Origin of the sequence: Sporanaerobacter sp. PP17-6a (assembly GCF_900095615.1) — a bacterium.
Lineage (GTDB): Bacteria > Bacillota > Clostridia > Tissierellales > Acidilutibacteraceae > Acidilutibacter > Acidilutibacter cellobiosedens.
In genome coordinates this window covers 118,206-141,306 of sequence record NZ_FMIF01000002.1, presented here as the reverse complement: position 1 = coordinate 141,306, position 23,101 = coordinate 118,206, and the positions used below count along the sequence as shown (strand labels likewise).

The 23,101-nt window shown below is 32.1% G+C and carries 22 protein-coding genes; all 22 read left to right on the top strand.

What is annotated here, in order from left to right:
• Window positions 1-21 precede the first annotated feature (21 nt).
• The 22 genes from infB to PP176A_RS01665 all read left to right on the top strand — a co-directional run bounded on the left by infB (window position 22) and on the right by PP176A_RS01665 (window position 22,994).
• Window positions 22-2,094, top strand: coding sequence for a translation initiation factor IF-2 (infB, locus tag PP176A_RS01770; RefSeq protein ID WP_071138726.1), 2,073 nt, complete (start codon window positions 22-24; stop codon window positions 2,092-2,094).
• Window positions 2,095-2,109: 15 nt separating this feature from the next.
• Window positions 2,110-2,487 (top strand): 30S ribosome-binding factor RbfA, encoded by a 378-nt coding sequence (rbfA, locus tag PP176A_RS01765; RefSeq protein WP_071138725.1) that lies wholly within the window; start codon window positions 2,110-2,112, stop codon window positions 2,485-2,487.
• Window positions 2,480-3,460: a DHH family phosphoesterase gene (locus PP176A_RS01760; RefSeq protein WP_071138724.1), complete on the top strand. Its 981-nt coding sequence runs from the start codon at window positions 2,480-2,482 to the stop codon at window positions 3,458-3,460. Before rbfA ends, PP176A_RS01760 begins: the two co-directional genes overlap by 8 nt.
• The gene (gene truB, locus PP176A_RS01755) at window positions 3,461-4,345 is read left to right on the top strand and encodes a tRNA pseudouridine(55) synthase TruB (protein ID WP_071138723.1); all 885 of its coding nucleotides are present in this window, start codon (window positions 3,461-3,463) and stop codon (window positions 4,343-4,345) included.
• 4 nt (window positions 4,346-4,349) lie between these two features.
• Window positions 4,350-5,261, top strand: a complete 912-nt coding sequence (locus PP176A_RS01750) for a bifunctional riboflavin kinase/FAD synthetase (protein ID WP_071138722.1) — start codon at window positions 4,350-4,352, stop codon at window positions 5,259-5,261.
• Between the two features lie 131 nt (window positions 5,262-5,392).
• Complete coding sequence (gene rpsO / locus PP176A_RS01745) at window positions 5,393-5,662, top strand: 30S ribosomal protein S15 (protein ID WP_071138721.1); 270 nt, start codon at window positions 5,393-5,395, stop codon at window positions 5,660-5,662.
• Window positions 5,663-5,768: 106 nt separating this feature from the next.
• Entirely contained in the window at window positions 5,769-7,883 is a 2,115-nt protein-coding gene (locus PP176A_RS01740; RefSeq protein ID WP_071138720.1) for a polyribonucleotide nucleotidyltransferase, read from the top strand.
• Between the two features lie 101 nt (window positions 7,884-7,984).
• Entirely contained in the window at window positions 7,985-8,689 is a 705-nt protein-coding gene (locus tag PP176A_RS01735; protein WP_071138719.1) for a polysaccharide deacetylase family protein, read from the top strand.
• Window positions 8,690-8,773: 84 nt separating this feature from the next.
• On the top strand, window positions 8,774-10,048 hold the full coding sequence (locus PP176A_RS01730; RefSeq protein WP_071138718.1) for a M16 family metallopeptidase: 1,275 nt from the start codon (window positions 8,774-8,776) through the stop codon (window positions 10,046-10,048).
• Between the two features lie 10 nt (window positions 10,049-10,058).
• Window positions 10,059-10,490, top strand: coding sequence for a dUTP diphosphatase (gene dut / locus PP176A_RS01725; protein ID WP_071138717.1), 432 nt, complete (start codon window positions 10,059-10,061; stop codon window positions 10,488-10,490).
• Window positions 10,491-10,582: 92 nt separating this feature from the next.
• Window positions 10,583-10,822 (top strand): YlmC/YmxH family sporulation protein, encoded by a 240-nt coding sequence (locus PP176A_RS01720; protein ID WP_071138716.1) that lies wholly within the window; start codon window positions 10,583-10,585, stop codon window positions 10,820-10,822.
• A 71-nt stretch (window positions 10,823-10,893) separates the two neighbouring features.
• Window positions 10,894-12,108, top strand: coding sequence for an aspartate kinase (dapG, locus tag PP176A_RS01715; protein WP_071138715.1), 1,215 nt, complete (start codon window positions 10,894-10,896; stop codon window positions 12,106-12,108).
• A gap of 174 nt (window positions 12,109-12,282) precedes the next feature.
• Window positions 12,283-12,945: a ClpP family protease gene (locus tag PP176A_RS01710; RefSeq protein ID WP_071138714.1), complete on the top strand. Its 663-nt coding sequence runs from the start codon at window positions 12,283-12,285 to the stop codon at window positions 12,943-12,945.
• A gap of 116 nt (window positions 12,946-13,061) precedes the next feature.
• Window positions 13,062-15,200, top strand: coding sequence for an FtsK/SpoIIIE family DNA translocase (locus PP176A_RS01705; protein WP_071138713.1), 2,139 nt, complete (start codon window positions 13,062-13,064; stop codon window positions 15,198-15,200).
• 17 nt (window positions 15,201-15,217) lie between these two features.
• Window positions 15,218-16,549, top strand: coding sequence for a 30S ribosomal protein S12 methylthiotransferase RimO (gene rimO, locus PP176A_RS01700; protein ID WP_071138712.1), 1,332 nt, complete (start codon window positions 15,218-15,220; stop codon window positions 16,547-16,549).
• Window positions 16,536-17,081 carry a CDP-diacylglycerol--glycerol-3-phosphate 3-phosphatidyltransferase gene (gene pgsA, locus PP176A_RS01695; RefSeq protein WP_071138711.1) on the top strand — a complete coding sequence of 182 codons (546 nt, stop codon included), beginning with the start codon at window positions 16,536-16,538 and terminating at the stop codon, window positions 17,079-17,081. The genes rimO and pgsA overlap by 14 nt, the downstream gene beginning before the upstream one ends.
• A 16-nt stretch (window positions 17,082-17,097) precedes the next feature.
• A complete protein-coding gene (locus PP176A_RS01690) occupies window positions 17,098-18,333 on the top strand; it encodes a competence/damage-inducible protein A (RefSeq protein ID WP_071138710.1) in 1,236 nt (411 codons plus the stop codon).
• 98 nt (window positions 18,334-18,431) lie between these two features.
• On the top strand, window positions 18,432-19,499 hold the full coding sequence (recA, locus tag PP176A_RS01685; protein ID WP_071138709.1) for a recombinase RecA: 1,068 nt from the start codon (window positions 18,432-18,434) through the stop codon (window positions 19,497-19,499).
• 63 nt (window positions 19,500-19,562) lie between these two features.
• Window positions 19,563-20,549: a metallophosphoesterase family protein gene (locus PP176A_RS01680; protein WP_071138708.1), complete on the top strand. Its 987-nt coding sequence runs from the start codon at window positions 19,563-19,565 to the stop codon at window positions 20,547-20,549.
• Window position 20,550: 1 nt separating this feature from the next.
• Window positions 20,551-21,993, top strand: a complete 1,443-nt coding sequence (locus PP176A_RS01675; protein WP_071138707.1) for an AAA family ATPase — start codon at window positions 20,551-20,553, stop codon at window positions 21,991-21,993.
• An 82-nt stretch (window positions 21,994-22,075) separates the two neighbouring features.
• The gene (locus PP176A_RS01670) at window positions 22,076-22,327 is read left to right on the top strand and encodes a hypothetical protein (protein ID WP_071138706.1); all 252 of its coding nucleotides are present in this window, start codon (window positions 22,076-22,078) and stop codon (window positions 22,325-22,327) included.
• 10 nt (window positions 22,328-22,337) lie between these two features.
• On the top strand, window positions 22,338-22,994 hold the full coding sequence (locus tag PP176A_RS01665; RefSeq protein WP_071138705.1) for an ATPase: 657 nt from the start codon (window positions 22,338-22,340) through the stop codon (window positions 22,992-22,994).
• Window positions 22,995-23,101: the final 107 nt, after the last annotated feature.

Here is a 23,101-nt window from a genome sequence, read left to right as displayed (position 1 = left end):
ATTTACATTGGGGGTGTATATATGACAAAGATTAGAATTTATGAATTGGCAAAAGAACTCAATATACCAACTAAAGATCTTATGGATAAGATCTTAGAGTTAAAAATTCCCGCAAATAGTCACATGAGTACAATAGACGAGGAAGAGGCAGAGTTAATCAAGGAAATTATAGAAGAGGAAAGTGACAACAAAGTTAAAGATAAAATTTTTGAAGATTCTCCTGAAGTTCATAAAAATGATAAAATTAAAAATAAGGAAAAAGAAATAAAAGAATCAAAAAAAGTAAAAAAAGAGGAAGCTGAAGAGAAGGAAGTTAAAGAAGTTAAAGAAGCTAAAGAAGAAAAAACCATACAAATTTATGATAATATAATAATAAAGGATTTTGCAGAGAAAATGGAAGTTTCTCCTAGCCAAGTAATTACTAAACTAATAGGATTGGGAGTAATGGCTAACTTAAACCAACCTATTGATATTAACTCGGCTGTAATCGTAGGAAAGGAATTTGGATTTAATGTAGAGAGTATGAAAGAATCAGAAGAAAAAATGGACGAAGAAAGATTGGATTTTGAAGATTCTCCCGAAGATCTTCAGTGGAGACCACCGGTCGTTACGGTAATGGGTCATGTAGATCATGGCAAGACTTCTTTACTGGATGTTATAAGAAAAACTCATGTGACAAAACAGGAGGCAGGAGGAATTACCCAACATATAGGAGCTTCCACAGTTACTATTAATAAAAAGAAGATTGTATTTTTGGATACTCCCGGACATGAAGCTTTTACGGCCATGAGAGCAAGAGGTGCTCAGATTACTGATATTGCTGTTTTAGTAGTAGCGGCGGATGATGGGATTATGCCTCAGACGATTGAAGCAATAAATCATGCCAAGGCGGCGGGTATTCCTATTATTGTAGCAATAAATAAGATTGATAAGCCTTCCGCAAACATAGAAAGAATTAAGCAGGAATTAGTAGAACAAGGATTGGTTCCCGAAGATTGGGGAGGAGATACAATATGTGTCCCTGTTTCGGCTTTGAAGAAGAAAGGAATAAACGATCTTTTGGAGATGATACTTCTTGTAGCTGAAATGCAGGAACTTAAAGCAAATCCCGACAGAAAAGCCGTTGGAGCCATAATTGAGGGAGAACTGGATAAGGGAAAGGGACCTTTAGCTACCGTATTAGTTCAGAAGGGTACTTTGAAAGTAGGAGATGTAGTAGTGGCTGGTTCTGCTTATGGGAGAGTTCGCGCTATGTTTGACGATGTAGGTAAAAGGGTGAAAAAAGCTACTCCATCTATTCCCGTAGTTATATTGGGGTTATCTGAGGTACCTGAGGCAGGAGAACATTTATATGTAGTAGATGATGAAAAGAAAGCAAGATTGTATTCAGAAAAGAAAAAGGATAAATTTAGAGAAATACAGCTTAATGCTAACCAGAAGGTTTCGTTGGATGATCTTTTTGAGAAGATCCAAATGGGCGAAGTAAAAGAATTAAATGTAGTAATAAAGGCTGATGTGAAGGGATCTATAGAAGCGGTTAAACAGTCTTTAACAAAATTAAGTGTTGATGAGGTAAGGCTTAATGTAATTCATGACGGAGTTGGAGGAATTACAGATAGTGATGTTATGCTTGCATCGGCTTCCAATGCCATTTTAATAGGATTTAATGTAAGGCCCACTCTTTCGGCAATTGATTTGGCCAAGAGAGAAAAAGTGGATTTGAGAACTTACAGGGTTATATATGATGCTATTGAAGATATTAAATCCGCTATAAATGGTATGTTGGAACCCACTATAAAAGAGGAAGTAATTGGAAGATCAGAAATAAGAGCTGTATTTAAAGTATCAGGGGTAGGAAATATTGCAGGTATTTATGTTCTTCAAGGAAAGATCACGAGAAATTGCAAAGTACGACTTATAAGAAATGACGTAGTAATATTTGAAGGAGATGTATCATCTCTTAAGAGATTTAAAGATGATGTAAAGGAAATTTCATTCGGCTATGAAGGTGGTCTTGGATTGGAGAATTTTAATGATATTAAAGAGGGAGATATAGTTGAATCATATATCTTAAAAGAAATACGTAAAGAATAAGGGGTGCATCCTATTATGAAGGATAAAAGAGTTAATAGAATTTCCGAAGAGGTAAAAAGAGTGGTTTCAGATTTGTTGATAAATCATTTGAAGGATCCCAGAATAAATAAGATGACAAGTATAACTCATGTGGAAGTGACGAGGGATTTAAGATATGCTAAAATATACATCAGTGTTTATGGAAACAAGGAAGAAAAAGAAAATACTATTGAGGGATTAAGAAATGCTAAGGGATTTATCAGAAAGGAAATAGGAGAACAGATAGATCTTAGATATGTTCCGGAACCCATATTTTATTTAGACGAATCTATTGAAAGAGGATTATATATGTCTCATTTAATAGATACGGTTACTAAGGAAGATAATTTTAAGAAAGGAAATAAAAATGAATGATGAATTGAATTCCCTTATGGATGAGGCAATAGAGATTATAAAGAATTCTAATAACATATATATGGCTTCTCACGTAGACCCGGATGGAGATAACATAGGTTCTTTATTATCTATGAAATTATCGCTGAAAAAAATAGGCAAAAATGTAAATATAATAAAAGTGGATAATATACCTGGGGATTTTAAATTTCTACCCTCCGTAGATTCCATAACTGATCAACCTTTTGATAAAAATGTTGATTTGTTTATCGCGTTGGATTCAGGAGATATGGAAAGGCTTGGAGTAGCCAAAGATTTTGCTCTTTGTGCAAATAATATTATAAATATAGATCATCATAAGACCAATACAAAATTCGGAAATATAAATATTATTGATTCAAAGGTTAGTTCTACAGGAGAATTAGTGTATTTGCTTTTGAAAAGAATGAAAATTGATATTGATGAGGATATAGCTACTTGCATTTATACTGCTATCAGCTCAGATACAGGCAGTTTTATGTACGATAGTACTTCATCAAAAACTCATTTAATAGCTGCGGAACTTTTGAATACAGGAATGAACATGAATAAGGTGGTCGTTAATTTATACCAGAGTAGAAGTCTTGAAAAAACCAAATTATTTATTGCAGCATTGAATAAATTGGAATTTTTCCAAGAAGGAAAGATCGGTATTGTATCTATTACTCAGGAAATGCTGAAAAAATCCAATGCCAAAATGGAAGATTCGGAGGGAATAGTTTCTTTTTTAAGAGATACCGAAGGAGTAGAAGTAGCGGTAATTATGAAAGAAATAAAGGAAGATGAAATTAAAGTGAGTATGAGATCTAAAGAATATGCAGACGTATCGAAAATATGTCTTTTGTTTAACGGAGGCGGCCATAAGAGAGCAGCGGGATGTACAATATATGATTCTTTAGAAAGATCAAAAAGTATGATTTTAAATGAAATATATAAAAGCATAGAGGAAAAATAGATGGATGGGATTATAAACGTATTTAAACCTAAGGGCATTACTTCTTACGACGTGATAAGGATGATAAAGAAAATTTTAAATATCAAAAAAGTAGGGCATACAGGTACTTTAGATCCTAATGCCGGCGGAGTATTGCCCGTATGTGTAGGAAATGCCACGCGTTTAAGTGAATATATTCTTAATTCAAAAAAGGAATATATCGGGGAATTGACTTTAGGGTATGAAACGGATACTCAGGATGGAGACGGAAACGTAATTAAATATTCAGATAAAATTGTAGAAGAAGAAGAAATCAAAATGGCTTTTGAAGGCTTTAAAGGTGAAATTGAACAGGTTCCTCCCATGTATTCTGCAATTAAGCATAATGGGAAAAAATTATATGAACTGGCGAGAGAAGGCATAAATGTTGAAAGAAGCCCAAGAAATGTAACTGTATATGATATGAATATTATTGAAATCCATGAAAACAAAGTATTATTTAAAGTTTTGTGTTCAAGGGGGACTTACATCAGAACTTTATGCAATGATATAGGAACTAAATTAGGAACTTATGGATATATGTCATACTTGCTTAGAACAAAAGTAGGAAATTTTGTTATTGAAGACGGAATGAGCATAGAAGAATTAGAAAAAAAGGTTAAGAATAATAAATTTGAGGATTTTCTTATTCCAATGGATGAGGCCCTACAGGATTGGAATTTTGTTAATGTAAATGATGAAGATTGTTTTAAGCTGATGAACGGTTTAACTATAGACTTATGGGGGGATTTAAAGGAAGGATTGAATAGAGTATATTGTCAAGATAAGTTCTTGGGAATTGGAAATATAAAGAGCCATAACAATGTTAATATGCTAAAAATGAAAAAAGTTTTATGTAAAAGGTGATTATATGAATATTATTGATCTAAAGAACAATGCTAATAAGGAATTTGATTATGCAATTGCCTTGGGAAACTTTGACGGATTACATATAGGACATAGTATTTTGATAAAGGATATGATAGGCGAAGGGAAAAAAAGGGAATTGAAAAATTCCGTTCTTATTTTTAAAAATTATACCAAGTCAGTTGTATATAATAAGAATTCAGAAATGCTTACTTCCAATGAACAAAAATTTATATTATTAGAAGATATGGGAATTGATACTATATATATGATGAATTTTGATAAAGATATGATGCATCTTTCTCCGGAGGATTTTGTTAAAAATATATTAGTGGATAAGCTAAGAATAAAACTTGTAGCTGTAGGATTTAATTATAGTTTTGGATATAAGGCTCAAGGGAAAGGAGATCTCTTAGCTAAATTGGGAAATAAATATAATTTTGATGTAAAAATACTTCCTCCCGTTTATAAAGATGGGCTGATTGTAAGCAGTACCCTTATAAAGGATTTAATAAGAGAAGGAAATATTTCAAAAGCAAATTCCTTTTTAGGAAGGTCATTTTCTATGGTAGGAAAAGTTATTTATGGTAAGAGAAGAGGCAGTGCTTTAGGATTTCCTACAGCCAACATAGAGAGAAAAATTAACTTTGTTGTTCCTAAGAGCGGAGTTTATGAGACATCGACGATTGTAGGAGACAAGGAATATAAAAGCCTAACTAATATCGGCAACAATCCCACTTTTAATAATAACAATATTACAATTGAAACATATATATTAAATTTTAATGAGAATATATACGGAAAGGAAATTACCGTGAATTTTTTGAGATATTTAAGGGAAGAAAAAAAATTCTCTACTAAAGAAGAACTGATTATTCAAATGCATAAGGATGTAAATATGATCAAAAGCGATTAACCGTATTTACTTTTATATAAGTATATGTTAAAATTATCTTGATCTTAAAATACCTTTGACTATGTAAATCGTATCCTCGACGTTTTACTTAGTTAAAGGCGAAATTTATGTATAAGAGGAGGTGGATTTAGATGTCGATGAGTAAGGAAGAGAAAAAACAAATTATTGATGAGTATAAATTACATGATTTGGATACCGGATCACCGGAAGTTCAAATTGCAATTCTTACAAATAGAATTAATTCTTTAAATGAGCATTTGAAATTGCACAAGAAAGACCATCACTCAAGAAGAGGATTGTTGAAAATGGTTGGACAGAGAAGGGGATTACTTAATTATCTTCAAAAGACAGATATTGAAAGATATCGTAGTCTTATTGCAAAGTTGGGCATAAGAGGCTAAATTGGAGCGGGAGTTCTCCCGCTCTATTAGTTTATTATTAAAATTTGACTTATATAATTATATAAGGGTTATAATATTATTAAATATATAATAAAGGAGGTAGAATATGGAAAGAACTTTTGAATATGAGCTTGATAAAAGGAAACTAACAGTGAACATTGGTAAAGTTGCAGAGCAAGCTAACGGATCATGCTTGATTCGCTACGGTGATACGGTTTTGCTGGTGACGGCATGTTCTTCAAAAGAACCAAGGGAAGGTGTAGATTTTTTCCCATTAAGTGTAGACTATGAAGAAAAGTTGTATTCAGTAGGGAAAATACCCGGAGGATTTATCAAAAGAGAAGGTAAACCGAGTGAAAAGGCAATACTTACTTCGAGGCTTATCGATAGACCTATAAGACCACTTTTTCCTAAGGGATATAGAAATGATGTTCAGGTGATTGCTACGGTGTTAAGTGTTGATCAGGATTGCAGTCCTGATATTGTTGCTATGATAGGGTCTTCCGTAGCGTTAAGCATTTCAGATATACCTTTTCAAGGACCTACTGGTTCAGTAGCTGTAGGATTAATTGACGGAAAATTTATATTGAATCCTACAAGTGCTGAAAGAGAAAAGTCAGATCTCAGTTTAATTGTATCAGGTACCAAAGATGCAGTTATGATGGTAGAAGCGGGAGCCAATGAGGTGCCCGAAAATTTGATGCTGGAAGGAATTCTTTTTGCTCATGAATATATCAAAGAAATCTGTAATTTCATTGAATCAATTCAAAAAGAAGTTGGAAAGGAAAAGCAAGAATATGAAGTATTCAAGCCTGATGAGTTAATTGAAAGGGAAGTAAAGGAATATGCAACAGACAAACTTAGAGAAGCAATTCACACAGTAGATAAGCAAGGAAGAGATGAAAATATCGATAAATGTAAAGAAGAAGTGATGGAATATTTTTTAGAAAAATATCCTGAAAATGAAGAGGATATAGACGGTTCCTTGTATGATATTATAAAAGAAGAAGTAAGGAGCATGATTTTAAACGATGGTATCAGACCGGACAACAGAAAAGTTGATGAAATAAGGCCTATTACATGTGAAGTAGGAATGCTTCCGAGAACTCATGGTTCAGGATTATTTACGAGAGGCCAAACTCAGGTTCTTACTATAACAACCCTTGGAGCTTCTGAGGATGTTCAGATAATCGACGGTCTCGGAAAAGAAGAATCAAAACGATATATGCATCACTATAATTTTCCTCCTTATAGTACAGGAGAGACAAGAGTGATGAGAGGGCCCGGAAGGAGAGAAATAGGCCACGGCGCATTGGCGGAAAGGGCATTAGAGCCGGTAATACCTTCAGAAGAGAATTTTCCTTATACCATCAGACTTGTTTCCGAAGTATTAAGTTCCAATGGTTCTACATCTCAGGCAAGTGTGTGTGGAAGCACATTATCACTATTGGATGCCGGGGTTCCCATTAAAGCTCCTGTAGCAGGAGTAGCAATGGGGTTGATGAAGTCAGAAGATAAAGTAGTTATATTGACGGATATCCAAGGAATGGAAGATTTTCTTGGGGATATGGATTTTAAAGTAGCAGGAACCGAGAAAGGAATTACGGCTATTCAAATGGATATAAAGATAGCAGGAATAGGCAGGAATATTCTTAAAGAGGCACTGGAGAGAGCAAGAATAGGAAGATTATTTATACTCAATAAGATGAGAGAAGCAATAAGTTCTCCGAGGAAAGAATTATCTCCTTATGCTCCCAGAATATTTTCTATGAATGTAAATCCGGATAAGATAAGGGATATTATTGGTCCGGGGGGAAAGGTGATAAATAAGATAATTGATGAAACAGGAGTAAAAATAGATATAGACGAAAGCGGGAAAGTTGTAATTGCTGCTGAAAATATAGAAAATGGGAAGAAAGCAGTTAATTTAATTGAAAAAATAATAAAGGATGTAGAAGTTGGAGAAATATATCTGGGGAAGGTTACAAGAATAGTAAATTTCGGAGCTTTTGTAGAGATACTTAACGGGAAGGAAGGATTGGTTCATATATCGAATATAGCAAGAGAAAGGATAAACAAGGTAGAAGATGTACTGTCCGTTGGTGATGAAATACTTGTAAAAGTCATGGAAATAGACAGTCAAGGGAGAATTAATTTATCGAGAAAAGCGGCTCTTCCTCCGGAAGATAAAGAAAGCGAAAAATCGAACGATAAAAAATAAAATGGCATGAACCGAGAAGTGGTTCATGTTTTTTTATTTTTTTAATATATATTTGTTCAACCTTCGGAATATAAATATATTAATATATGGAGGTGTTGAACGTGAAAGTATTTATTATTAAGAAGAGAATTATTTATATTTTTCTCATTGCTGTAATTGTTTTAATTTCTTTTCTTTTACTTTATAATTTTTATAAGGTAAAAGAAACATTCAACAGGGATATTTATTATAAAGGAAAAACTCAGGAGAATATTATTGCATTTACCTGTAATGTGGATTGGGGAGGTGAATATATACCGGATATGTTAAACATCTTTAAGGAAAATAATATAAAGATAACATTTTTTGTCACGGGAAAATGGGCGGAAAAAAATCCGGATTTACTGAAAAAAATGTATTATGAAGGCCATGAAATAGGAAATCACGGATATATGCACAGAGATTACGGAGAACTTAGTTATGAATTAAATAAGCAAGAAATACAAAAATGTCAGGAGATTATCAATGAAATTTTAGGAGAGTCTTCCATGTATTTTGCCCCTCCTTCCGGGTCATATAATGATAATACTATTAAAGCCTGCAATGAATTAAATTATGATATAATTATGTGGAGTATTGATACTATAGATTGGAGGGAAGACAGTTCGGAAGAAAAAATAATTGAAAGGGTACTTAAAAAGCCTGAAAATTCTTCTATCGTACTTATGCATCCTACGGAAAGAACGGTAAAGGCGTTGCCCAAAATAATTGATTCTCTTAAAGATAAGGGATTTAGTATAGGAAATATCAGTGATGTTTTGGAATAAATTTGTATTGAAATTAGTAAAAAACTAAAATATAATATTTTTAAATCCTTTTTTTATTGTAATTGTCAATGGAGGAATGAATTGATGTATTTAAAATACAAATTGAATGACGGAATAACAGTTGTCATGGAAGAAATGCCTTACATGCAATCTGCATCTATAGGAATATTGATTAATAATGGATCAGTAAATGAGAAAAAAGAAATAAACGGAGTATCCCATTTTATTGAGCATATGCTTTTTAAAGGAACAGATAAAAGGTCCGCAAAAGAAATATCGGAAACTATTGATAACATAGGAGGACAATTAAATGCTTTTACTGATAAAGAGTATACATGTTTTTATTCCAAGGTATTGAGCTGTCATATATCCATAGCAATTGACGTATTATCGGATATGATGATTAATTCTAAATTTTTGGAAGAAGATATGGAAAGAGAAAAAAAGGTCATATCGGAAGAAATAAATATGTATCTTGATTCTCCGGAAGATGCAGTCTATGATTTGTTGTATGAAACCATATATAAAGACACACCTTTGTCTTTATCTGTATTGGGAACGGAAGACAGCTTAAATTCTTTAAGCAGAGAGGATATAGTTGATTATTATCACAAGTATTATAATCCCGAAAATATGGTAATATCTGTGGCAGGAAATATAAAATCAAAAGAAATAATAAAAATACTTGAAGAAAAATTTGGCGGAATGACTAATGAGAAAAAAGGACAAGCTCATTTAATTCAAGAGCCTTTAAACTTCAATGATATAAAAGGAATGGTAAAGAAAACAGAGCAATTAAATTTTTGTATCGGAATGGAAGGAGTGTCAAGGGAGAGTGATGATACATACCCTTTGTTAATATTAAACACTGCCTTGGGAGGAAGCAGCAGTTCTATACTGTTTCAAAAAATCAGAGAAGAGGAAGGACTTGCTTATACCGTTTATTCGACTCCTTTTTTCCATAGAAATACAGGAATATTTTCAATATATGCAGGTTTAAATTCAAATAATATATTGGAATTTGCGAAGATAATAAAAAAAGAAATAAAAAATATCAAAGACAATTTAATATCCTCAGATGATCTTTTAAAGTTAAAAGAACAGTTGAAGGGAAGTTACATATTAGGTTTAGAAAGTACTTTAAGCAGAATGATGGAATTAGGAAAATCTCAATTACTTTTTGAAAAAGTGATAACTTCCGAAGATGTTATTAAAAAAATAGATAAAGTAACATTGGAGGATATTAAAAGAGTGTCGGAGAATATTTTTGACTTTAGAAAATATGACATAGCATATGTAGGAGAAATTTCAAAAAAAGAAAAAATAGAGTCCGAGTTAAAAAATATTTTATTTATATGAGGTGAATTTGATGAAAGTAAAAATAGTAAATAAAAGTACTCTTCCGATTCCCGAATATAAAACTCAAAATTCATCGGGAGTTGATCTATATGCTAATATAGAAGGTGAAATAGTAATAAAACCTTTAGAGAGAAAATTGATACCTACAGGTATATACGTAGAAATTCCTGAAGGCTATGAAGGACAAATAAGGGCAAGAAGCGGTTTGGCATTAAATCATGGGATTACCTTAACAAACGGCATAGGTACTGTTGACAGCGACTACAGGGGAGAAATAAAAGTGCTTTTAATTAATTTGGGAAAAGAAAATTATACTATTAAAAGAGGAGACAGAATAGCCCAATTAGTTCTTATTAAATATGAGAAAATTTTATTTGAAGAAGTGGACGAGATAGATGAAACTTATAGGGGGACAGGAGGCTTTGGTCATACGGGAAAATAATATCATAAAAAATGTCATCATAAATGATAACATAAATCAAAAAAGAAAACATATATTTAAATAGATAACCAATTCAATTAAGGAGGGATTTTATGAGATTAAGTGAAATTGGCTCCAAAGAAATAGTTAATTTAAACGATGGAGCGAGATTAGGAATATTGGCCGACGTAGACTTCTTTATAAATGAAAAAAGCGGTCAGATTATATCCCTTTTAGTGCCGGAAAGAAAATTTCAGCTTAAATTTTTTTCGGAAAGATCTGAAATGGAGATCCCATGGAACTCTATAAGAAAGATAGGAAATGATATGATAATAATTGAAATGGACTTATAAAAATTATCACCATAATTATTATAAAACCATACTATAAACTAACGAAAATTAACTTGAGGTGATGTATACTTATGAAAATAATTGTTCAAAAATTTGGAGGAACTTCTGTTTCTTCTTCTGAGAGCAGACGAATTGTATTGAAAAAAATAATTGATAAGGTTAAAGAAGGATATCATGTTGTAGTCGTAGTTTCGGCCATGGGAAGAAAAGGAAGTCCTTATTCTACTGACTCCTTATTAGATCTAATAAATAAAGAAGCTCTTAATCCAAGAGAGATAGATTTACTTTTATCTTGCGGAGAGATTATCTCAGGAGTTACTCTTTCCAGTATGATAAGAGAAAAGGGATATAAAGCGAAAGTACTTACGGGAAGACTTGCAGGAATCAAAACAAATGATAATTTTGGCAATGCTGAAGTGTTGGATGTGGACCCATCAAATATTATTAATAGTTTGAAGGATGGAAATATAGTAATAGTAGCAGGATTTCAAGGGGTCAATTCCAATGGAGAAATAACGACTCTCGGAAGAGGAGGAAGCGATATAACCGCAGTAGTGTTAGGGAAAGCTTTGCACTGCAATCAGGTTGAAATATTTACTGATGTAGACGGTGTTATGACCGCAGATCCTAATATAGTAGAAAATGCAAAAGTAATTAAGACCATGTGCTATTCAGAGGTATATCAATTGGCAGAAAACGGGGCAAAGGTCATCCATCCTAAAGCAGTAGAAATTGCTCAGCAATCGAATATTTCATTGGTAATAAAAAATACCTTCACCGATAGCGAAGGGACGATTATTGAAAAAGCAGATACGAATTTTTATAATAATAGAAAAAAACAGTTTAATGACAAAATACTTACGGGTATAACATTCAAAAAAGGGCGTAATCAAATAAAAGTAAAAACAGATGATGAAAAAAATGAAACGGAAAGGTTAATGAATGATATTACTATAAACAAAATAAATATAGATTTAATTAATTTTTTTATAGATGAAAAAATATTTACAGTAGAAGATAAGGATCTTCCTGTTATGACAAACATACTAAAGGAAGGAAATTATAAATATGATATAATAAAAAATTGCTGTAAGCTCAGTGCGGTGGGATATAAAATGCATGGAGTTCCGGGAGTCATGGCAAAAATAGTTAATGCTCTCTGGAAAAACAATATTAAGATATTACAATCTTCAGATTCTCACAATACAATATGGTGCTTGATATATGAAAAGGATGCTGAAGCTGCCTTAAAAATACTCCATGAAGAATTTGAAATGTATAAATAAAAATGAATAAAGGAGATGCTGCAAATTTAATTTGCAGCATCTCCTTTATTTCAATCACATGGGAATTTAATACCTGATTGTTTAAAAAATATTAGAATATAATGTTAGAATATTATTATCTCAATAGTAGAAACTATATATTGTTATTATGCACAATATGGAGGTATCATTATAATGAACGATGATAAAAACAATGAAAATATCGAAGAGTTAGGCATCCCCAATTCAAGCAAAATTCCTAATGATATTCAATTTCTTATAATTATAGGTGAAATAGAAGGTCACACAATATGTCCCCCTCAAAAGAAAACAACGAAATATGAACATATAATTCCTTTACTGATTTCAGTTATGGAGAATCCGGATATAAAAGGTCTGTTTGTAATACTTAATACTGTAGGGGGAGATGTGGAGGCAGGACTTGCGCTGGCGGAAATGATTAACAGCATAAATAAACCAAAAGTTTCATTGGTACTCGGAGGAGGACACAGTATCGGAGTCCCTTTGGCTACAGCCACAGATTATTCGTTTATAGTTCCTACTGCTACAATGACTATACATCCTATAAGAACTTCAGGATTGGTAATAGGTGTGCCTCAAACATTTAGATATTTTGAGAAGATGCAGCAAAGAATAATAGATTTTATAGTGAGAACATCAAGTATTAAAAAGGGGGAGCTGAAGAAACTTATGTATGCTACTGACGAAATCGCCAATGACATAGGAACTATTTTAGTTGGTCAAGAGGCAGTAGATTACGGGATTATAAATGAAGTAGGGGGATTTGACAAAGCTCTTTCCAAATTAAGAACTTTAATAAAAGAAGGACTTAATTAATAGTACAACTTTATAATTTGTGTTATAATTACATAGACAAACATTAATTTTCAACTTATTTTACTAAAAGAAGGATTTTCATATTATTTATAGAATTTATTTTTGAGGTGGTCCCGTTGAAGAAGAAAAAAAAAGGAAAAATAGAATTAGATAAAGAAATTATAGGTATTGTACTAATACTTCTGGGAATATTATCGATTTTCAGTTTATTTAGTGATAAAACAGGAATTGTGGGAGAGTTTTTAAAGAATATTTATCTTCAGTTAATGGGTTTTGGAGGTTTTATATTTCCGTTAATACTTATAGCTATAGGGATATTTTTTATGGCAAATAAATTGGATATAGATGAGGATAGAAAGGCTTTTTATAGTATAGTAATATTTTTATGTGTATTGACAATTATTGATATAAGCAAAATGGGCAATATGGCATTTGTGAAAAGAATTCAATTAGCTTTTCGGTATGGAGAATCAGGTTTAGGCGGAGGCGTATTGGGAGCTTTTTTGGGTTATATATTTTTTAAGCTCTTTGGTTCTATAGGTTCTTATATAATATTGTCTTTTGTTATAGTCATAAATATTATGCTTATATCCGAAATTAAAATATCTAAGATTAAAACAGCAAAATTTTTTAGTCATAGAAATAAGAGACCTACATATAATTCCGTTGGACCAAAAACAATGGAGGAAGATGAAAAAAAAGAAGGAATAAAGATATTGGATTATACCCAAAATGAGGAAGAAAAAGAAGATAAAAAAAATAATATGGAAAATATAAAATATGAAAACAAAGATAAGGCTGCAGATAATCTGAAAATTTTTAACAGCCATCAAAAAAATAAAACTTCTTATAAATTTCCTCCCATGGAATTTTTAAAAAGTTCGGATCTTAATACGGATTATAGTGACAAAAAAGAAATATTCGGAAATGCAAGAAAGATTGAAGAAACCATGAGAAGCTTCGGAATTGATGCTCATGTAACTCAAATAAGCAAGGGACCTACAATTACCCTATATGAGCTTCAACCTTCTCCTGGAGTAAAGGTAAGCAAAATAGTTAATTTATCCGATGATATTGCCTTGAATTTGGCGAGTTCCGATATTAGAATAGAAGCTCCCATACCGGGAAAGGCGGCAGTGGGAATAGAAGTCCCCAACAGGAAAAAAAGCAATGTGTACTTAAAGGAAATATTACAGTCGGAAGAGTATAATAACATTTCTTCAAAGATTCCTTTTGCTTTGGGAAAGGATATATCAGGAAAGCCTATAGTTGCCAATATTGAAAAGATGCCTCATCTTCTTATAGCAGGGGCTACAGGTTCCGGGAAAAGCGTATGTATAAATACTATTATTATGAGCATATTGTACAAAGCAACTCCCGATGAGGTAAAATTATTGTTAATTGATCCCAAAGTGGTGGAATTAAGTATATACAATAAAATTCCTCATTTACTTACTCCTGTTGTAACGGATGCTAAAAAAGCTAAATTTGCTTTAAATTGGGCTGTCGAAGAAATGACCCGAAGGTATAAGATCTTTGCTAAAAACAATGTCAGGGATATTTACAGTTATAATGCAAAAGTAGAAAAGGAAGAACCAGAAAATAAATTATGTCAGATAGTGATTATAATTGATGAATTGGCAGACTTGATGATGGTGGCGGCTCAAGAGATTGAAGATTACATATGCAGATTGGCCCAAATGGCAAGGGCAGCAGGTATGTATTTGATTATAGCAACTCAAAGACCTTCTGTAGATGTAATAACTGGAACCATAAAAGCAAATATTCCTTCAAGAATATCCTTTGCCGTTACCAGTAGTATTGATTCAAGAACTATATTGGATATGGGAGGCGGAGAAAAATTACTGGGGAAAGGAGATATGCTGTTTTTCCCTTCAGGATATTCAAAACCTGTGAGAATTCAAGGAGCTTTTATAAACGAGGAAGAAGTTGAAAAAGTGGTACAATTCTTGAAAGAAGAGAATGAAATAGAATATGACGAGAGCATAGCGGAAGAAATAGACAATCCTCATGAAGAAACCCCCGGTATTGATGATGATTTACTTCCTGATGCTATAGATTTAGTAATAAATGAAGGACAGGCATCTATATCTTTTCTTCAAAGAAAATTGAAAATAGGATATTCAAGAGCAGGAAGATTAATAGATGAAATGGAGAGAAGAGGAATTGTAGGAAAATCTGAAGGAAGTAAGCCAAGAAAGGTTCTAATGGATAGGGACAGTATTAATTCTTAGCGGAAAGGAAGAAAAAATTGGACTATATATCAATAGTAACTATGGGTTGTTCAAAGAATGAAATTGATTCGGAATTGATGAAAAGTATTTTGCAAAAAGAAGGGTATATTTTAACTAAGGAATATGATAAGGCTGATATAATTATTGTTAATACCTGTGGTTTTATAAAGACGGCAAAGGAAGAGTCAATTAAAGCAATATGGGAAATGACCGAATATAAGACCATGGGGAAATGTAAATATTTAATATTGGCTGGGTGCCTTGCTGAGAGGTATTCCAAGGAACTTATGGAAGAGATATCTGAAGTGGATGGAATAATAGGAACTGGTAATATAAAAGACATTTCAAAGATAATAAAAGAATTAAAAATGAAGGGAAATAGGATTTGTAATGTTAAAAATATAGATAGTGATTATGCGGAGTATATCCAAAGGATTACTGACGGTTATACGTCTTATTTGAAAATTTCAGAAGGATGCGATAATTTTTGCTCTTACTGTATAATACCGAAGCTCAGAGGTAGATATAGAAGCAGAAGGATGGAGAATATTATTGAAGAAGCCAGAAATCTATCTAAAAACGGTACGAAGGAATTAATTTTGATTGCTCAAAATACAACAGATTATGGGATAGATATCTATGGAGAGTATAAACTTCCACAATTATTGAATGAATTAAATAAGATTAAAGGTATCCGATGGATAAGAATATTATATATGTATCCCGACAATTTTACGAAAGAATTGATATCCGCTATTTCTCAATGTGAAAAAGTAGTCAAATATGTGGATATACCTATACAACACATAAATGATTATATACTAAAAAAAATGAACAGAAATATTTCAAAAGAGAATATAACAAATTTGATTTACAGTTTAAGAAAAAATATACCGGATATAATTATAAGGACTACTCTCATAGTGGGATTTCCGGGAGAAAAAGAAGAATATTTCAATGAACTTGTTGAGTATGTAAAATCCGTTAAATTTGACAGACTAGGGGTTTTTACCTATTCAAGAGAAGAAGGGACTGCTGCTTATAATTTTGATGATCAAATACCGGAAAGAATTAAAAATTTAAGAAGAGATATGATAATGAAAGTTCAGCAAAATATATCAGCACAAAAAAATAAAGAAAAGTTGAATCATATATATCCAGCCATGGTGGAAGAACAATTGGAAGAGGATTTGTATGCAGGAAGGACTTATATGGATAGCCCTGAAATTGATGGTGTATTGTATATCGAGAGTAATGAGGAATTACAAATCGGGGATTTTTATAATGTTAGAATTACAGATTCCTTAGAATATGATTTGATAGGAGAGGTTTATCATGAATTTACCTAACAAATTGACTATTTTTAGAATATGTTTGGTGCCGTTTTTTGTTTTTTTCTTATTTTCAAATTTAAAATATGGTCAATATATTGCTGTATCTATTTTTATTTTAGCATCACTTACAGATACTTTAGACGGTCATATAGCAAGAAGCAGAAATTTGATAACTACATTTGGAAAATTCATGGATCCATTAGCTGATAAAATATTGGTTTCAGCAGCATTTATATCGTTAGTAGAACTGGGGAAGGTTCCTTCGTGGATTGTGATTATTATCATTTCAAGAGAATTGGCTATAACAGGCTTTAGAACAGTTGCAGTATCTGAAGGAGTAACAATAGCTGCAGATAAGTGGGGAAAGATGAAAACCGTAACTCAGCTAATTGCTATAATAGCTTTGCTTTTAAATAATTACCCTTTTAGTTTGATTAATTTTCCCTTTGATAAGATAATGCTTTATATATCCGTTGTATTTACGATAATTTCTGGGGTAAACTATATTTATGTTAATAGAAAAGTATTGAAATCCGAAAAAAAATGATACAGGAGATGTTTATATGAAAGCTGAAATTATTAATGTAGGAACTGAATTGCTTCTGGGAAGTACTTTAAATACAAACGCTAAATTCTTATCGCAAAGATTGGCCGAATTGGGAGAAGAGGTATATTTCCATACCGTTGTGGGAGATAATCGAGGTAGATTGAAAGATGCACTCAATTTAGCATTGAAGCGTTCTCAACTTATTATATTGACGGGAGGTCTGGGACCAACCCAGGATGATTTGACAAAGGAAGTAGTATGCGAAACGTTAAATCTAAAATTAAATTTAAATGAAGAAGTATTAAATGAAATTAAGAGATATTTTAATAAACTCCATAGAGAAATGAGTGAGAACAACATTAAACAGGCTTACATACCTGAAAATTCCATAGTGCTGAAAAATGATATAGGAACGGCTCCAGGAGTTTTAGTAAATTGGAACGACAAAAAGATAGCCATTCTTCCCGGGCCTCCCAATGAGATGAAGACAATGTTTAATAAGTATTTATCCCCATTGATTAAGGAGAACTATATTATAAAATCCAAAACATTAAAGACTATCGGCATTAGTGAATCAACTCTTGAGTTGATGATAAAAGATTTTATTGATTCTCAAACTAATCCTACTATTGCAACATATGTAAAAGAAGGGCAGGTAGATGTTAAAATTACGGCTAAGGAAGAGAATAAGGAGAATTCCGATGATTTAATAAATGATATGGTAGAAAAGGTAGAGAAAAGAATCGGCAAATATATATATTCTTATGATGATGAAACAATAGAGGAAGCTTTATATAAAATTTTGAAGGATAGGGGATTTAAAATTGCCTTCTGTGAATCATGTACAGGAGGATTGGTATCCGGCAGATTTACGAAGATCCCCGGTGTTTCCCAAGTATTTGACAGAGGAATAGTTACTTACAGCAACAGGGCTAAGGTTGAAGAATTGAATGTAAAGGAAGACACCTTAAGAAAGTATGGAGCCGTCAGTGAAGAGACTGCCATTGAAATGGCAGAGGGACTGTTGAAAAAATCAAATGTGGATATAGCTTTATCTACTACGGGGATTGCAGGTCCCGACGGAGGAAGTGAAGAAAAACCCGTAGGTCTTGTATATATAGGAGTTGCAACTAAGGAAGGTTCCCATGCCGTTAAATTTACTTTTCCCGGGAACAGAATAAGTATTCAGAACAGAACGGCAACAATGGTTTTCGATGAGGGAAGAAAGTGTTTATTGAAATTAAATAATTAAAATTGACTAATACAATCAAATGTTATAATATATTATTATAGCGAACTAATGTTCGAAAATATATGGAAGGTGGTGACTCCAGTAATACTGGGCATATCATGGCAGATTCAAAGAATAAGAATAACGAAAACAGTAAGGAAAAAGCTTTGGAAGTAGCCATCACTCAGATAGAAAAACAATTTGGAAAGGGTTCCATAATGAGGCTCGGAGAAAACAGCAAAATGAATGTCGAGTCCATTCCTACAGGAGCCTTAAGTTTGGACATCGCATTGGGGATTGGAGGACTTCCTAAGGGAAGAATAATTGAAGTATTTGGGCCTGAATCATCGGGTAAGACTACCGTTGCACTACATTCCATAGCGGAATCTCAAAAACTGGGAGGTATAGCAGCATTTATAGATGCAGAGCATGCATTGGATCCTGTATATGCTAAAAATTTAGGAGTGGATATAGATAATTTGATAGTTTCACAGCCGGATACAGGCGAGCAGGCCTTGGAAATTGCTGAGGCTTTGGTCAGGAGCAATGCTATAGATGTAATCGTATTGGACTCGGTAGCTGCTTTGGTTCCAAAGGCTGAAATCGAAGGAGAGATGGGAGATAGTCATGTAGGATTGCAGGCAAGATTAATGTCTCAGGCATTGAGAAAATTAGCCGGTGCTATAAGCAGATCGAATGCCATAATCATATTCATAAATCAGCTTCGTGAGAAGATTGGGATAAGCTACGGAAATCCTGAAACCACAACAGGAGGAAGGGCACTTAAATTTTATGCTTCCGTAAGGCTTGATGTTAGGAAAATAGATTCTATTAAGCAGGGAGATGACATTATTGGCAACAGAGTTAAGGTCAAAGTTGTCAAAAATAAGGTAGCTCCTCCTTTTAAACAGGCTGAATTTGATATTATGTACGGCAAGGGAATTTCAAAGGAAGGAAACATTGTGGATTTGGGGGTTACATCTGAAATTATCAATAAGTCCGGTTCGTGGTACAGCTATGGAGAAGATAGATTGGGACAAGGAAGAGAAAATGTTAAAGATTATTTTAAAGAACACAAAGATATTGCAGACGAAATTGAGAACAAAATCAGAGAAAAAAATGGATTGAAACCTTTGGAATTGAAAAAAGTAAGTAAAGAGAAAAAGGATAAAGAAAAAGCAGAGTAAAGTGTATTTTAGAGACCTCCTTGTTTTCATAAGGGGGTCTTGAAGCAGGAGGAAATATAAAAGTTGAAAATACTTTATTTTACAGATACTCACATAAGAGGAACTACTCCACAAAATAGAAAGGATAATTTGGTGGAGACTTTGGAGAAAAAATTTAATGAGGTAATCGGGATAATAAATGAAGAAAATATTGATTATGTAATTCACGGAGGAGATCTTTTCGACAGGCCTGATGTTTCGGTTTCGATAGTAAGTAAGTTTGCGGAAATATTGAATAAAATTAAAGTTCCCATATATATAGTCTCTGGCAACCATGATATATACGGCCATAATCCTGAAACATTGGGTAAAACCATGCTTGGACTTTTAAATGCGATTAACATTCTTCATGTTATCGACAGCGGAGAAAAGATTATACTTGAAAAGAATGGTGTAAAAGTTCAACTAACAGGCCAGCCGTATATTTATAATTTAGACGATCCTATTAACAGAGATAAATACATTATAAAGTCTAAGCCTGATAATATAAAATATCTCATTCATGTAGTTCATGGAATGCTTTTGGACAGACCATTTATAAAAGGGATCCCTTATACTCTGATAGATGATATAAAGGAAACTAAAGCGGATATTACTTTATGCGGACATTATCATTCGGGATTTGGAATTAAGATTATAGATGGAAAATATTTTATCAATCCGGGAAGCTTAATACGTATCACAAACAGTGTTAAAGAAATTGAAAGAATTCCTCAGGTGGTTATTATGGATCTTTCAAAGAAAATAGATATAAAACTTGTTCCATTAAAAACAGCTCAAAAGGGAGAATTAATCCTTGACAGAAAGGAAATAGAAAACTATATGTACAAGAACGAAAGGTTGAATGAATTTAAACAATCTATAGATGAAACGGTTAATTTTGACAAACTGGATATCAATAAAATACTTTCGGAAATATCACATACAGAAGGAATTAAACCCCAAGTAAAAGAAGAGGCTCTAAGACGAATTGCTTCTTCCCAGATTAAGTTTTCAGGAGATGATATATGATATGACCTATATCAAGAAGGTGATTTTAGAAAATTTTCAATCTCATAAACATACTGAAATACTGTTTGATGAGCATTTAAATGTGATAGTAGGTCCTTCTGACCAAGGAAAGAGTGCTATAATCAGAGGAATTCAATGGGCATTGTTTAATGAACCCTCAGGAGATTTTTTTATAAGAGAAGGAGAAAAGGAATGTAGCATAATCATATATTTTAGTGACAATACAGCTATTAAAAGATATAAGAGCAGAAGCAAAAATTTGTATTATTATTATGACGAATTTGGAAAAGAAACTATATACGAGGGATTTGGTCTTGAAGTTCCAAAAGAAATAGTCGATAAGATTAAAATAAGAAAGATTTTCTTATCCGGAAAACAATCTAATGCCATCAATATAAGCGAACAATTGGAAGGTCCATTTCTTTTATCGGAAAATACGAATACAAGGGCAAATGCCATAGGACGGTTAATAGGAGTACATATAGTAGATGATGCGATAAAGGATACATTGAAAGATAAGACAAATTTAAATAGCTTAAAGAAAAACAACGAAGAACAATATCAAAATCTGTCCGATGATCTTAAAAAATATGATTATTTAGACGATTTAAAAAGAATATTAGATAAATTTGAAATAATACAAGGGAGTATAAATGAGAAACAAGCCAAATTAGAAAAATTGATTGGTATCAGAAAGGACTACATAGATTGTTCGAATAATATAGGAAACGTTAAGAGCATTATAAACAGATTAGAAAATATTGATATAGTAAAAGAAAAATCAGACAGATTAAATAATTGTATCAGAATATATAATATAGTAAACAGTAAAAAGGTCAATTTAATTAATATAGATGAGAAGATAAATGAAAACTTAAATATATTGAAATATTCATCTAATATAGATGAAATGGGTAATATTTTAATTAATCTCGATGATAAAACAAAGAAGTTATTGCTATTAAAATCAATAGATGAAAAATACAGATATATTAATAAAAATTTATCTGATAGTAATTTAATAATAGAAAATTTGAAGACCATATATATTGTTAGTAATATGACGGATGATATCGAAAAGAATATTCACGGATTAAACAACCTTTCAACCATATATAAAAATCTCATGGATTTGGACAAGAGAATAGAACAGGGAAATAATTATATAAAAAAATTTAAAAATATTTCTGAAGGTGATCTTTTAGTTCAGAATATAAGCGGTAAATTAAAGGGATTTAATACTTTTATTAATGTAGAAAAGCGTTACACTGATATTCTAAGCAATATAAATAATACAAATAAGATTATCAAAGATGAAAAGGATAATATATCATTATTTCTCGAAGAATATAAATCCTTATTATTGAAACTGGGTATTTGTCCCCTTTGTTTAAGTAAGATAGATTCAAAAACAATTGAAAAGATAATATCAAATTATAGTTAATTGAAGTCTTATTATTGAAAGTTTAAAATATAAATACATTAGGATAGTATTTTAACTTATAATTTATGAGGAGTGTATAAGCATGCAGGATTATGAAAAAAAATTAAATACTTTGAAGGATGATCTGGAGAAAGCAAAATCTTTGAGATATAAGGCGGAAGCAAGGCTGGAACAGTTAAATAAACAAAAAGAAGATTTGATTAAGGAACTTGAAAGCTTAAAAGTTAATCCTAATAATTTAGATGAAGAAATTAAAAAACTCACCTTAGAGATAGATTCTTTATTCGATGAGGCCAATAAACTTCTTCCAAAAGATTTATTGGAAAAGAAATGAGTGACTTATTATGATATCCAATTTAGAAGACCTTAATAAAAACATAGATAATTTAAAAAGACTGTATTCTAAGGAAAGCGGAAAGAAAGAAAAAATACTGGAACAGATGGAGAAAGTGAAAAAGGAAATAAATGAAATCGATTCAAAGATCGATTTATTGGAAGAAGTAAATTTATTGCTTCAGAAAACTTCCGAATTTGCGAGGGAACAATCTAAAAAGCAGATAGAAACGTTAGTAACTAATTGTTTGCAGTATGTTTTTGAAAATGACATGGAATTCAATATTGATATAGTAGAATTAAGAAATAAACCTAATGCTGAGTTTTATGTAATTTCCCGTTATGGTACTCATACCATAAAGACAAAACCGGAGTTATCAAGAGGAGGAGGAGTTGTAGACGTTATTTCTTTAGCATTGAGAATTGCTTTTATGCAGATATACAGACCACAAATATGCGGCCCCCTCATATTAGACGAACCTGCTAAACATGTGAGCGAAGAATATATATTCAACGTAGCGGATTTTTTGCAGAAAACTTCGGAGATGTTCAATAAGCAGATTATAATGGTTACTCATAATAATTATTTGTCATCTATCGGAACAAATGCCTACCGAGTAGAATTAAAGGGCTCAGAAAGCATTGTAAGGAAGATAACGCCTGATTAATAACTTGACATATTTTCTTAAAAGTAATAAAATTAAATCGTATGTAAAGCTATACTTGTAAATAGTGTAGACTCTATAAGCCGCGATTATCCGGTTTATATTTTTAT

Excerpts from the sequence above, each read along its gene's own strand:
- PP176A_RS01740 (WP_071138720.1), top strand. The coding sequence starts at position 5,769 with ATGGAAAGAACTTTTGAATATGAGCTTGATAAAAGGAAACTAACAGTG.
- PP176A_RS01760 (WP_071138724.1), top strand. The coding sequence starts at position 2,480 with ATGAATGATGAATTGAATTCCCTTATGGATGAGGCAATAGAGATTATA.
- rbfA (WP_071138725.1), top strand. The coding sequence starts at position 2,110 with ATGAAGGATAAAAGAGTTAATAGAATTTCCGAAGAGGTAAAAAGAGTG.
- infB (WP_071138726.1), top strand. The coding sequence starts at position 22 with ATGACAAAGATTAGAATTTATGAATTGGCAAAAGAACTCAATATACCA.
- PP176A_RS01665 (WP_071138705.1), top strand. The coding sequence starts at position 22,338 with ATGATATCCAATTTAGAAGACCTTAATAAAAACATAGATAATTTAAAA.
- PP176A_RS01675 (WP_071138707.1), top strand. The coding sequence starts at position 20,551 with ATGACCTATATCAAGAAGGTGATTTTAGAAAATTTTCAATCTCATAAA.
- pgsA (WP_071138711.1), top strand. The coding sequence starts at position 16,536 with ATGAATTTACCTAACAAATTGACTATTTTTAGAATATGTTTGGTGCCG.
- truB (WP_071138723.1), top strand. The coding sequence starts at position 3,461 with ATGGATGGGATTATAAACGTATTTAAACCTAAGGGCATTACTTCTTAC.
- PP176A_RS01710 (WP_071138714.1), top strand. The coding sequence starts at position 12,283 with ATGAACGATGATAAAAACAATGAAAATATCGAAGAGTTAGGCATCCCC.
- dut (WP_071138717.1), top strand. The coding sequence starts at position 10,059 with ATGAAAGTAAAAATAGTAAATAAAAGTACTCTTCCGATTCCCGAATAT.
- PP176A_RS01690 (WP_071138710.1), top strand. The coding sequence starts at position 17,098 with ATGAAAGCTGAAATTATTAATGTAGGAACTGAATTGCTTCTGGGAAGT.
- PP176A_RS01670 (WP_071138706.1), top strand. The coding sequence starts at position 22,076 with ATGCAGGATTATGAAAAAAAATTAAATACTTTGAAGGATGATCTGGAG.
- PP176A_RS01720 (WP_071138716.1), top strand. The coding sequence starts at position 10,583 with ATGAGATTAAGTGAAATTGGCTCCAAAGAAATAGTTAATTTAAACGAT.
- recA (WP_071138709.1), top strand. The coding sequence starts at position 18,432 with ATGGCAGATTCAAAGAATAAGAATAACGAAAACAGTAAGGAAAAAGCT.
- PP176A_RS01730 (WP_071138718.1), top strand. The coding sequence starts at position 8,774 with ATGTATTTAAAATACAAATTGAATGACGGAATAACAGTTGTCATGGAA.
- rpsO (WP_071138721.1), top strand. The coding sequence starts at position 5,393 with ATGTCGATGAGTAAGGAAGAGAAAAAACAAATTATTGATGAGTATAAA.
- dapG (WP_071138715.1), top strand. The coding sequence starts at position 10,894 with ATGAAAATAATTGTTCAAAAATTTGGAGGAACTTCTGTTTCTTCTTCT.
- PP176A_RS01750 (WP_071138722.1), top strand. The coding sequence starts at position 4,350 with ATGAATATTATTGATCTAAAGAACAATGCTAATAAGGAATTTGATTAT.